This is a genomic window from Kitasatospora sp. NPDC059408 (genome assembly GCF_042751525.1).
In the GTDB taxonomy this organism is placed as follows: Bacteria; Actinomycetota; Actinomycetes; order Streptomycetales; family Streptomycetaceae; genus Kitasatospora.
Genome location: NZ_JBHYWI010000023.1, coordinates 16,358 through 28,905, shown reverse-complemented (window position 1 = coordinate 28,905; position 12,548 = coordinate 16,358). Strand labels below are relative to the sequence as shown.

Here is a 12,548-nt window from a genome sequence, read left to right as displayed (position 1 = left end):
TCCGCCGATGAAGAGGAACCCCACCATGCGCCGAAGAACCTCCGCCCTCGTTGCCTGCGCGGCCGCCCTCGCCGCCCTCCTCGGGTCCGCCACCGTCGCCGGAGCCGCCCCCACCACCGTCGCGGCCCCGGCCGCCCGCGTCGTGAACCCGCCGTTCGGGACGCAGATGCGCATCCCCCAGTACAACCCGGTCCCGGCCGGCTGGGCGGTGGTCAGCATCAACACCGCGGTCCACGACAAGCTCATCGAGTACCTCGGCGGCGCCCCCTACGGAGCCAGGGTGGCCGTCCTCGCCAACACCACCGTCCCGGCCGGCTGGGTGCTCGTCGGGGCCTCGCTCGACGGCCAGACCGCCCAGGTCTCCTACCTCGGCGGCGCCGCGCACGGCGCCGGGGCCACCGCCTACGTCGTGTGCTGGATGCCCGGCGGGCGCGTCTACGGCTACCCCGTCCCCGCAGGGTGGACGGTCACGGGCACCGTCACCCAGGGCGCCTGCACCTACCAGTACCTCCGCTACCCCTGAGGCAAAGCCGCCTCGCCGTTGACGTCCCGTCAACTCTCCGTGCGCTAGCCTCCCCCCTGGCATGACCGCATGCCGATCTCGATCCTGGGGGGATCACATGGCAATCGGACGACGGCAGCTCCTGTCCTCCATAGCACTCACCGCCCTGGCCGTGCCCGTGCTGGCCAAGGGCAGCGCGACCCGCGCGGCCGCGGCGGCGGGCAGCACGGCCGCCCCGGCCGCCGGCTCCGGGCCGCTGTTCATGCAGGTCGTCGCGCACGAGGACGACGACATCCTGTTCATGAACCCGGACCTGTCCAACTCGCTCGCCAACGGCACGCCGTCGGTCACGGTCTTCGTCACCGCCGGCAACGGGACCGGCGACCCGTGCCCCACCGTCTGCTGGGACCCGGCCGGCGAGCCGCTGCGCACCTGGAACCGGCAGATGGGCGCGATCAACGCCTACTCGCGGATGACCGGCGTCGGCGACACCGACCCGTCGACCGACGAGGTGGGGCACTGGACGGCCGAGGCGTGGACGGTCGCGGGCAAGCAGGTCGAGCGGTACGTCCTCAAGGACCGGCCGGTGCACCTCGTCTTCATGAACCTGCACGACGCCCAGCTCGCCGGTGTCCTGGGCGGTGCCACGGACACCACGGTCGTCCCCGTCGGCAGCCCGATGACCGGTCCTTCCACCTTCACGGCCGCGGACGTGGTCGAGGTGCTGCGGCAGATCATGGTGACGTACCAGCCCACCGTGCTCCGGGCCCAGGACGACCTCCCGGACAGCCGCTACTCCGCCGACCACGGGGACCACGTGGCCGCCGCGCGGTTCGCGGGGCTCGCGGCCGCCAAGTACGGCGGTCAGCTGATCCAGGTGAACTACCGGGACTACAACATCGGCGACGGCCCGGTGAACCTCGACCCCGCGACGGTCGGGGAGAAGGGCGTGTTCGTCTCCGAGTACGCCAGCCACGACCACTCGGGGAACTACTCGCAGTCCTGGTACGCCCGGATGTACTACCGCTGGTCGCGGGGCACCTCCTGGGCGGGGCTCAACCAGGACGGCCGGCCGCAGGTGTTCGTGGTCCGCAGCGGCGCGCTCTACACGAACTGGCGCCAGGCGGACGGCACGTGGTCCGCCCCGCTGCGGATGGCCGACCCGGGCGGGTGGCTCGTCCCGGCCCTCGCGGTCGGCACCAACGCCGACGGCCGGCTCCAGGTGTTCGGCCGCCGGCTCACCGACCACCGCATCGTCTCCCTGGCCCAGCTCACGCCCAACGGGGCGTGGGCGTCCTCGTGGACCGACCACGGCAACCCCAATGCCGGGCTCGGCAACGAGGACCAGGTCGGCGTGCCCGCCGTCGCCAACGACCAGGACGGCCGGCTGGAGGTCTTCGTCAAGAACGGCGGGGGAGGTGTCAGCCGCACCGGTCAGACCGCCCCCGGCGGCGCGTGGTCGGGCACCTGGGCCGACCACGGCGGCAGCGACGTCCAGGACCCGGTCACCGCGATCCGCAACGGCACCGGGGCCATCGAGGTGTTCGCGAGCACCCGCACGGGGATCCTCGGCTGGTGGCAGAGCGCGCCCAACGGCACCTTCGCGGGCCCGGGTCAGATCCCGAACGCCCAGCCGGCCAGTCCGCCGAAGGCCGCGCTGGACCAGGACGGCCGCATCGAACTCGCCTACCGCGAGGCCGGCACCGGCGCCGTGCTGGTCAGTTACCAGACGCAGGTCGGCGGCGCGTGGAGCCAGTCCCCGGCCTCCCTCGGCGGCCACCTGGGCGTCGGCGAGCCCGCCGCGACCACGGCCGGTGGCCAGGTCGTCCTGTTCGAGCGCAACCGGGGCGGCGGCGTGAGCACCACTGCCCAGACCGCGCCGAACTCCGGCTACGGCGCCTGGCAGGACCTCGGCGGCACCGTCCTCGACTACCCGTCGGCCGTCGTCGACGGCGCCGGCGTGCTCCACGTCTTCGCGATCGGCACGGACGGCCGTGTGTACTTCCGCGCGGGCACCACGCCGACGACCTTCGGCGACTGGCAGGCCCTGCCGGTCTGACCCGTTTGACCCGGCGAGAGGCGGCCGGCCGGGCCCCCGGTCGGCCGCCGCCTCAGGGGCGGGGAGTCCAGCCGGGCGGGGTGAGGGCGGTGTCGGCGAGGATCCGCGTCACCGTGGTGTCCAGGGTGCTGTGTTGGGGGACGACCCGCTCGACGCCGCCCGGCAGAAGGTCCCGGGGCCGGTACCACTCGGCCATGTCGGCGGGGGAGAACTCGGCGGACTGCGGGCGGGTGGCGTGGCGGCGCACCGTCTCCTCGAACTCGACGTCCAGGTAGTAGAGGTGGGTGCGGCCCCGGTGGCCGGCGGCGAGGCGGGCCAGCATCGGGCCGTAGCGGTCGGCGGCGAGGATGCCCTCCACGACGACGTGGTAGCCGTGGTCGAGCGCGTGCCGGGCGACGAGCTCGACGAGGCCGATGTTCGCCCCGCCGGGGACGTCGCGTTCGCGCAGGACCGTCCGGCGGAGGACGTCCTGGGCGACGACGGCGACACCCCGCCCGTAGGCGGCGCGTAGCCGCGCGGCGACGGTGGACTTGCCGGCGCCGCTCGGCCCGCGCACCACGATCAGCACGGTGTCCGTGGTTCCTGTCACGCGGGTACCGTACCCGCGCGCCTCCGCCCGGACACGGCTCTCACAGGCCCGGAGAGAAGATCCGGGTCTTGGACGCGCGAAGGCTCCCGCACGCAGGCTGAGTGCATGCAAGCCGCTGTGCCGGACGTGGTTCCGCCTTCCTCACCGCGTCCGGCGCGGCGCGGTTCGCGCGGTGACCCGTGCCCCCGACGCGGCCGGCGCCGGTGTGCGAACTCCGGGAAACCGGCAGGGACATGGCGTTATGGTGCGATTGCACAGCGTCAGTGGACCCGAGAAGAGCCCGAGGAACGACCCGCAGAAGAACGTGAGGTAGGAGCAGTCATGCACCAGCAGGACTTCGTCAGCGCCCCCGCACTGATCCTGAGCGCCCTCGCCGCCGACCCCGCCCGCCGGGCGGTCACCACCGCCGACGGCGTGGACGTCACGGCGGGCGACTTCGCCGCCGCCACCTACCGCCTCGCCCGCGAGCTCGCCGACCGCGGCGCGGCGCGCGGCGTCACCGTCACCCTGTTGACCGGCAACACCGCCGAGGCGCTGAGCGCCCGCTACGCCGCGAGCCTCGCGGGCGCGCGGCTGGTCAGCCTGTACGAGGGCATGGGCGCCCCGACGATGGCCGAGATCGTGGCGAGCGTCGACACCGCCGTGCTGCTCGTCGACGCCGAACGCTTCCCGGTGGCCCAGGAGTTGCTGCCCCTGGTCGACGTCCCGACGGTCCTCTCGCTGGGGCCGGGCGGGCCCGGCGAGGACGTCGTCGCCGCCTCCGCCGCACAGCCGGCCGAGCCGCCGTCCGTCCACGTCGGCCCGGACGACGACTGGGGCATCCGCCACACCGGTGGCACCACCGGCATCCCCAAGGGCATCCGCAGCCTGCACGGCCCCTACCGGCGCATCTTCGACGCGTCGCCGTACGGGGCCGGCGAACGGCCCCGCTTCCTCGCGGCCACCTCGGTCGCCCACCTCGCCGGGGTGTTCGTCGACCTCGCGCTCTACCACGGCGGTTCGGTCGTCCTCCAGCGCGCGTTCGACCCGGGCGACGTGCTGGCGGCCGTCGAGCGCGAGCGCATCACGGACCTGTGGGTCCTGCCGCCGCTGCTCTACCGGCTGCTCGACCACCCGGCGATCGGCCGCACCGACCTGTCCAGCGTGGCCCGGGTCCTCTATGGCGGCTGCGCGGCCTCGCCGACGCGGATCCGGGAGGCGATCAAGGTGTTCGGCCCGGTGCTGGCGAGCGGCTACGGGCAGTCCGAGGCGCAGAACATCGCCGTCCTCGGCCCGCACGAGCACGACCGCGTCGGGCGCGGCGGCCAGATCTCGGTGGGCCGCCCCCTCCCGGGCGTCGAGGTGGCCATCCGCGCGGCCGACGGCACCGACCTGCCGGTGGGGGAGCAGGGCGGGATCCACGTGCGCTCGGCCTCCGTCATGGCCGGCTACTGGAAGCGGCCCGACCTCACCGCCGCGGTGCTGCGCGACGGCTGGCTCGACACCGGGGACGTCGGCTACGTCGACGAGGACGGCTACCTCTACCTCGCCGACCGGCTGAAGGACGTGATCATCGTGGTCGGCGGCCACGTCTACCCGTCCGACGTCGAGGACCTGCTGGTCACCCACCCGGCGATCGCCCAGTGCGCGGTGTTCGGCGTGCGCGACCGCGACGAGGCCGAACACGTCCACGTCGCCGTCGTCCCGGCGCCCGGGCGGCGCCCGGAGCTCGACGACGTACGGGAGTTCGTGACGGCGCGCAAGGGGCGGATGTACGCGCCCGAGGCCCTGCACGTGGTGGACGAGATCCCGCTGACGGCGGTCGGCAAGCCCGACAAGAGGAGGCTGCGCGCCGCGCTCTGACGCGGTGGCGATCGGACGGGTCGGTATCACGCCGACACCACGCCGAGGTGACCAAACGTCAATACCTCACAGGATCCGGCCAAGTTGAGCGTATCCGTCCGATGGCTGGAAAGGGCGTGTCCGTATTTCGGACGGAGGTATGGACTTCGCACGCCGGGGGCGACCGGCCGACCGGAGGGCCGGTTTCCCCTGCGCAGCGCGCTGCGGGCGGGTTCGCGGGGCGGATAAGCGGCGCGTGAAGGCCGGTCGGGGCGGTGGCGGGATCGGACCGGCCATCGCTTCGTCCGGAAACGGACCTGGCGGTTGCCGCGTGTCGAATCGGTGACCGAGAGTCGTACTGATGAACGAGAAGAGCGATACTCCGTCCCCTCCCCGCCCTCGCCTCCTCGGTCACCGAGACTTCCGGCTCCTGCTCGCGGGCGCCGCCGCGGCCCAGACGGGCAGTCAGGTGACCCTGGTCGCCCTCCCGTTGGTCGCCGTGCTGGTGCTGGACGCCGAGCCCTTCCAGGTCGGCCTGCTCACCGCCGCCGAGACCGCAGCCTTCCTGCTGGTCGGCCTGCCCGCCGGGGCCTGGCTCGACCGGATGCGCAAACTGCCCGTGCTGATCCGCGCCGACGTCGTGCGCTGCGTGGCCGTCGGGTCCATCCCGCCGGCCGCCGCGCTCGGCGCGCTGACGATGGCCCAGTTGTACGCCGTCGCGCTGGTCACCGGCGTGGCGACGGTGTTCTTCGACGTCGCCCACCAGTCCTTCCTGCCGACCGTCCTGCCGCGCGAGCACCTCGTCGGCGGCAACGGCGCGCTGGAAACGGTCCGCTCCTCGGCGCAGATCGCCGGGCCCGGCCTCGGCGGCGGACTCGTCCAACTCCTCGGCGCGCCGCTCGCGATCGTCGCCGACGCCTGCGGCTACCTGGCCTCCGCGCTGCTGCTCACCCGGATCCGCGCCGAGGAACCGCAGCCGGAGCCCGTGGCCGGGAAGTCGCTGCGCGCCGAGGTGGGGGAGGGCGTGCGGTTCGTGCTCGGGCACCCGCTGCTGCGGGTCATCGCCGCCGCCACCGCCGTCTCCAACCTGTTCGCCGCCGTGCTGATGGCCGTCCAGACCGTGTTCTGGGTGCGCGTGCTCGACCTCCCGCCCGGCGCCATCGGCGTGCTGCTGTCGGCCTCCGCCGTCGGCGGCCTCGCCGGGGCGCTGTGCGCCGGGCCGCTCGCCCGGGGCGTCGGGCAGGCCCGCCTGATCTGGCTCGCCCCGGTCGTCACCGGACCGTTCGCCGTGCTGTGGCCGCTGGCCGACGGCGGCCTCGGCGTCGTCCTCTTCGGCGTCGGTTCGGCCGTGGTGCTGTTCGGCGCGGTCGCCTACAACGTCGCCCAGGTGAGCTTCCGCCAGTCCGTCTGCCCGCCCGACCTGCTCGGCCGGATGAACGCCACCATGCGCTTCCTCGTCTGGGGCACGCTGCCCCTCGGCGCGCTCGCCGGGGGCGCCGTCGCCGACGCGGCCGGGTCGCGCACCGCGCTGTGGCTGTGCGCGGCGGGTTTCCTGCTCGTGCCCGTGCCGCTGCTGCTCTCGCCGCTGCTCCGCATGCGCGACCTGCCGACGGCCGTCGCGCCCGCTCCGGAGGCGGCGGCGGAGGCGTCCGAGACGAGGGCGTAGACGCCCGACACGGCCGTGAGCCCCACGCCCTGAACCCGTACCGAGACCGAGACCCGGAGACCGGAGACCGTTCCGTGCACGCCACCAGCACCGCCACCGGTGCCCCCAGCATCACCGCCGCCTACCTCGCCCGCTACCGCGCCATCGCCGCCGACACCCCGCAGGCCCTCCTCCCACTGACCGGCGCCCAGCGGCGCTTCCTGATCACCCGCCGGCTCACCCCCGGCGGCCGCCCGGAGATCGTCCCGGTCTTCTTCGCCTACCCGCGCGGCACCGTCGACCTGCCCCGGCTCCAGCGCGCCGCCACCACCGTGGCCGCCCGGCACCCCGCGCTGTGCGGCGCCTTCGCGAACGTGCGCGCCACACCCGTGCTGCGCGTCGGCGGACCGTCGGCCGAGGCCGCCCGGGTGGCCGTCGCCCCCGGCGGCTCCGCCCGCGAGGCGCTGCGCGAGGCCCTCCTGGACTGGCCGGCCGACGGACCTGCGCTGCGCCTGCTGGTGGCCGAAGAGCCGGACGGCGACGAGGAGTTGCTGGCCGTCGCGCTCGACCACGCGGCCTGCGACGAGCAGTCGCTCGGCGTCGTCACGGCCGAACTGGAGGACGCCTACGCGGCGGACGCCCAGCCCGGCCGCGGCCCCGACGAGGCCGCCGTCGCCGACTACCGCGAGGCCGTCGAGCGCCAGCTCGCCGCCGAGGACGCCGCCTCCACCCCCGCCGCCCACGCCCACTGGGGCGAGCGGCTCGGCGGCCTCGCCACCACGGAGGCGGGCCCGGCGCACTCCACCGGCATGCTCACCGAACGCGTGCCCGGCGCCGTCCGCGGCTCGGTCTTCCCCGTCCTGCTGGACGCCGTCGCCGTGGCCGCCCACCGCCTGCACGGCACCGGCGGCCTGCACGGCACCGGCCCCGACCGGAGCCGCCCGCTCGGCACCGGCCCCGACCGGAGCCGCCCGCTCGGGACGGGCCCCGACCGGAGCCGCCCGCTCGCCCTCGGCTACCCGTGGGGCGGCCGCCCGTCGGGAGCGCCCGCCGCGCTCGGCTGCTTCATCAACACCCTCGTCCACCCGGCGCTCCCGGGCCCGACCGGGGACCTCGACGCGCTCGCCGACGGCTGGTGGGACGACCTCGACCACGCCGACACCCCCTTCGACGAGGTCGTCCGCGCCGCCCGCGCGGCCGGTGCCGGCTGGAACGGCGCCCTGGACGGCCTCCTCACCCTCGAAGACCTCCACCGCCGCCCGCCGCTCGCCCTCGCCGGCGTCCCCGGCCGCGAGACCCACCTCGCCGGGCGCCCCCTGCCCGTGCCGCTCGCCGTCTCCGCCTCGCACGGCGACGACCTGCTGGTCCGCCTCGCCTGGGACCGCGAGCGCTTCCCGGACGCCACCGCCGAAGCGGCCTTCGAGGGCCTGCTCGGCGCGCTGCGCCACCACCTCCGGCCGGCCGCCTGACCAGAGCGCCGCCGATCCGCCGACGGCCTCGGGCCGTTCGACGCGAGCTTCCGCAAGGAACCACGAACTCCCCCACGCAGCAGTGCCGCACGCGCCACCACCCCGGCGCGCCCGGCCGGCCGGGACGGGACCCCACAATTCGCCCGCCCCGCCGCCCGCAGGACGAACACGCCCGCCACCACTAGGGAGTAGCCGCCCATGTTCGCACTCTCCTCCTCGCAGGAGATCGTCTGGCTGCACGAGCAGATGCTGCCCGGCAGTCGCGCCTACAACTTCACCGCCGTCCTCGACCTCTGGGGAACCGTCGACCGGGACGCCCTGCGCGCCGGCCTCACCGCCGTCGTCGCCCACCACCCCGGCCTGCGCCTGGAGCTGGTCGCCCGCCAAGAAGGCGTCCCCGGCCAGCGGGTCGCCGAGGACTGCGAGCCCCGGCTGCGCACCAGCGACTTCTCGGCCGAGGCCGACCCCGAGGCCGCCTTCCGCACCCTGCTCGCCGCCGAGGCCGCCGAGCCGCTCGACACCAGCCAGGCCCCGCTGCTGCGCTGGCACCTGGTCCGCGTCGCCGACGACCACCACCGGCTGATCCACGTCGAGCACCACCTGATCCACGACGGCCACTCCTTCGCGATCCTGCTGCGCGACCTGTTCACCGTCTACCGCGCCCACGTCCTGGACGAGCCCTACGAGCTGGCCCAGGCCCCCTCCTACGAACAGCACGCCCGCACCGCCACCGGCCCGAGCGACGACGCCCTCGCCTTCTGGCTCCGCGAACTGGCCGACGCCCCGCGCGAGGTCACCCTCCCCGGCCTCGCCCGGCCCGGCGCCGTCCGCCGCCACCGCGGCGGCCAGCTGCGCCAGGCCGTCGGCGCCGACCTCGCCGAGCGGCTGCGCGAGCGCAGCAAGTCCGACGGGCACACCCCGTTCAGCACGCTGCTCACCCTGTTCACCGAGCTGCTGCGCCGCCACAGCGGCCACGACGAGATCGTCGTCGGCACCGCCGTCGGCAACCGCCCGGTCGGCTTCGAGGGCACCCTCGGCATGTTCGTCAACACCGTCCCGCTGCGCCTGCGGCCGGACGCGGAGACCTCGGGCACCGACGCCATCGACGAGGTGACGGACGTCCTGCTGCGCGCCCTGCCCTACCAGGACCTGCCCGTCCAGGAGCTGACCCGCCGCCTCGGGCTGCACACCACCGGCGCGGACAACCCGCTGTTCAACGTGATGTTCAGCGCCCACGACGCCCCGCTCCCGGACGTGCGCGTGCCCGGCCTGGAGGTCCTCCTCTACGAGGGCTTCAACACCGGCACCACCCGCTTCGACCTCGACCTCGTGCTGATGCCCGACGACCGCCGCGTCGTCGGCGAGAAGCACGGCGCCGCCGGCATGACCCTGGTGTGGGACTACGACGCCGACCTGTTCGACGAGTCCGAGGCCGTACTGCTGTCCGAGCGCCTCCTGGACCTCCTGCGCGCCTACCTCGACCGGCCGGAGGAGCCCCTGGCAGCCCTGGCCGCCCCGATCACGGAGAGCGTCGAGACGGCCGTCGAGCCGGCGAACCTCGACCCGGCCGCCGCCCACGACCCCACCTCCCTCGCCCTCGTCGCCGGCACCGAGCGGATCACCTACGGCGAGCTCGACCGCCGCGTCTGCGAGCTCGCCGAGCGGCTGCGCGCCGCCGGGGTCGAGCCCGGCCAGCCGGTCGCCGCCGTCCTGCCGCGCGGCGTCGACAGCGTCGTCGCCCTGCTCGCCTGCCTGCGCCACGGCGCCGTGTACGCGCCGCTCTCCTCGGAGGACCCGGCCGCCCGCCTCGGCCTGCTGGTGGAGCGGCTCGCCCCGGCGCTCGTGCTGGCCACCCGCCAGAGCGCGCTCGCCCTGCCCGCCGAGGGCGTCACCCCCGCGCTCCTGGACGGACCGGCCTTCCCCAAGGCCGAGCCCGCGGCCGTGCTCGACGGCATCGCGTACGTCATCCACACCTCCGGCTCCACCGGCGTGCCCAAGCCCGTCCTGGTCGGCCGCGAGGCGCTGGCCGGCTACGTCGGCGCGATCGCCGCCCGCTACGAGCTCACCGCCGCCGACCGGGTGCTGCTCTTCGCCCGCCCGTCCTTCGACGTGGCCCTGGAGGAGGTGCTGCCCGCGCTCGCCGCCGGCGCCGCCCTCGTCGTGCCGCAGCGCGAAGTGCCCACCGGCCCGGAACTGGTGGCCGTCCTCGCCGCCCGCGGCGTCACCGTCGCCAACCTGCCCACCAGCTACCTCCTCGCCGTCCGCGAGGACCTGCACGAGGCGCTGCGCGACGGCCGCTGGACGCCCCGCCTGCTCGTCCTCGGCGGCGAGCGGCTGCCCGCCCGCGCCCTCGCGGGCCTCACCGAGGCGACCACGGTCCTCAACGCCTACGGCGTCACCGAGGCCACCGTCACCTCCACCGTCCACCAGGTCGGGCCCGCCGACCTCGACGGCGGCGGAGAGGTGCCGCTCGGCGACGAACTGCCCGGTGTGCGGATGCACGTCCTGGACGCCGCGCTGCGCCCGCTGGCGCCCGGCTGCGTCGGTGAACTCGCCGTCGGCGGGCCGATGCTGGCCGAGGGCTACCTCAACCTGCCCGAGCCCACCGCCGAGCGCTTCCGCGACCTGCCCGGCCTCGGCCGGGTCTACCGCACCGGCGACCGCGGCTACCGCGACCTCACCGGCCGGCTGCGCTTCCTCGGCCGCACCGACAACCAGGTCAAGCTGCGCGGCCACCGCATCGAGCTGGAGGAGATCGAGGCCGCCGCCTCCGCCGAACTCGGCGGCCGCTCCTGCGCGGTGGTCCTGCACACCGACCCCGAAGCCGGCCCACGCCTGGTCGGTTTCCTGGAGGGCGACGAACGCCCCGACCAGACCGCCCTGCACGCCGCCCTCGCGCAGCGCCTGCCCGGCGGGCTCGTCCCGGCCACCTGGACCGCCCTGCCCGCCATGCCGACCCTGCCCGGCGGCAAGCCCGACCGCGCCGCCCTCACCCGGCTCGCCGCCGAGGCCACCGCGCCCGAGGAGGCCCCCGCCGCCACCGGCGCGGCCTTCGACGGCCCGGGGCAGGAGCTCGTCGCCGCCGCCTGGCGCGAGGTCCTCGGCCACGACCGGTTCACCGCCGAGTCGCAGTTCTTCGAGGTCGGCGGCCACTCGCTGCTCGCCGCCCAGGTCGCCGCCTGGCTGGAACCGCACCTCGGCACCCGGCCCCCGCTGCGCGTCCTCTTCCGCCACCCCGTCCTGGCCGACCAGGCCCGCGCGCTGACCGGAGACGCCAAGTGACTTCGACGCCCTCGTCCGTCCTGGAGGACGGTCACCGCGAACTCGTCGACGCGTTCGAGAGCTTCATCCGCCGCGAACTCGTGCCGCTCGCCGCCGAATTGCCCGAGACCGCCGACCAGCCCCCGGCCGACCTGCGCGCCTACGTGCGCAAGCGCTCCGCCGCCCTCGGCTTCTACGCGGGCGACTACCCCGAGGAACTCGGCGGCTCCGACATGCCGTTCACCGCCGTCGTCCTGCTCCACCACGCCGCTGGACGCAGCGGCTGCTCCCTCGCGCCGTACGCCCTCGCCGGCTCCGACGGCCCGAGCCCGCTGTTGCGCAACGGCACGCCCGAGCAGATCGAGCGCCACCTCGTGCCGCTGGTGCGCGGCGAGCAGACCCGCTGCCTCGCCCTCACCGAGCCGCACGCCGGCTCCGACGCGTTCCGGCTCACGACGACCGCCGTCCGCACCGGCGACACGTGGGTGCTCAACGGCCGCAAGACCTTCGTCAGCAACGCCGACCGGGCCGGCATCGTCCTCGTCGTCGCCGCCACCGACCTCGGCGACGGCAGCACCGTGGGCGCCACCGCCTTCGTCCTGCCGATGGACCAGCCCGGCCTGCGGATCGGCCAGCGCTACGAGGGCATGTCCGGCGAGCCGCTGTTCGAGCTCCTCCTGGACGGCGTCACCGTCGGGCCCGAGGCCGTCATCGGCGGCGAGGAGGGCATCGGCGCGGCCACCGCGCTCGCCATCGACAGCCTCTCGCGCGGCCGGCTCGTCGTCGCCGCCATGTGCAACGGCGTCGCCGAGTACGCGCTGCGCGCAGGCGTCGAGTACGCCCGTGAGCGGGAGGCCTTCGGCCGGCCGATCGGCGACTACCAGCACGTCCAGGAGCACCTCGTCACCACCCGCGCCGAGGTGGAGGCCTCCAAGCTGCTCACCCTCGCGTGCGCCCGCCTCGTCGACGACGGCACCGAGGCGCCCGAGAACGCGGCCCTCGCCAAGCTCACCGCCTCCGAGACCGCCGTCCGCGCCGTCGACCGCTCGCTCCAGGTCCACGGCGCCACCGGCTGGGTGCGCGGCCACCCGCTGGAGTTCCTCTACCGCTACGTGCGGATGATGACGATCATCGAGGGCACCTCCGAGGTGCAGAAGGTCATCATCGCCCGCTCCATGGGCCTGAACTGACGCGCCGTGACC

At 75.2% G+C, this 12,548-nt stretch carries 8 protein-coding genes; 7 read left to right on the top strand and 1 reads right to left on the bottom strand.

Features of this window, described 5'->3' with window-relative positions; translation table 11 throughout:
• The first annotated feature begins 25 nt into the window (after window positions 1-25).
• Window positions 26-523, top strand: a complete 498-nt coding sequence (locus ACFXDE_RS17415) for a hypothetical protein (protein WP_380495085.1) — start codon at window positions 26-28, stop codon at window positions 521-523.
• Window positions 524-620: 97 nt separating this feature from the next.
• Window positions 621-2,561, top strand: coding sequence for a PIG-L family deacetylase (locus ACFXDE_RS17410; RefSeq protein WP_380495083.1), 1,941 nt, complete (start codon window positions 621-623; stop codon window positions 2,559-2,561).
• 52 nt (window positions 2,562-2,613) lie between these two features.
• On the opposite strand, the gene ACFXDE_RS17405 is transcribed toward ACFXDE_RS17410, so the two are convergent.
• Complete coding sequence (locus ACFXDE_RS17405) at window positions 2,614-3,150, bottom strand: kinase (RefSeq protein ID WP_380495081.1); 537 nt, start codon at window positions 3,148-3,150, stop codon at window positions 2,614-2,616.
• A 321-nt stretch (window positions 3,151-3,471) separates the two neighbouring features.
• Between ACFXDE_RS17405 and ACFXDE_RS17400 the strand changes: the two genes are divergently transcribed.
• The 5 genes from ACFXDE_RS17400 (at window position 3,472) to ACFXDE_RS17380 (ending at window position 12,536) form a co-directional block, all read left to right on the top strand.
• Complete coding sequence (locus ACFXDE_RS17400; RefSeq protein WP_380495079.1) at window positions 3,472-4,992, top strand: AMP-binding protein; 1,521 nt, start codon at window positions 3,472-3,474, stop codon at window positions 4,990-4,992.
• 340 nt (window positions 4,993-5,332) lie between these two features.
• Window positions 5,333-6,637, top strand: coding sequence for an MFS transporter (locus tag ACFXDE_RS17395; protein ID WP_380495077.1), 1,305 nt, complete (start codon window positions 5,333-5,335; stop codon window positions 6,635-6,637).
• Window positions 6,638-6,711: 74 nt separating this feature from the next.
• Window positions 6,712-8,085 carry a non-ribosomal peptide synthetase gene (locus tag ACFXDE_RS17390; protein ID WP_380495074.1) on the top strand — a complete coding sequence of 458 codons (1,374 nt, stop codon included), beginning with the start codon at window positions 6,712-6,714 and terminating at the stop codon, window positions 8,083-8,085.
• A gap of 198 nt (window positions 8,086-8,283) precedes the next feature.
• Window positions 8,284-11,367 carry an amino acid adenylation domain-containing protein gene (locus ACFXDE_RS17385; protein WP_380495072.1) on the top strand — a complete coding sequence of 1,028 codons (3,084 nt, stop codon included), beginning with the start codon at window positions 8,284-8,286 and terminating at the stop codon, window positions 11,365-11,367.
• Window positions 11,364-12,536 (top strand): acyl-CoA dehydrogenase family protein, encoded by a 1,173-nt coding sequence (locus ACFXDE_RS17380; RefSeq protein WP_380495070.1) that lies wholly within the window; start codon window positions 11,364-11,366, stop codon window positions 12,534-12,536. Before ACFXDE_RS17385 ends, ACFXDE_RS17380 begins: the two co-directional genes overlap by 4 nt.
• Window positions 12,537-12,548 lie beyond the last annotated feature (12 nt).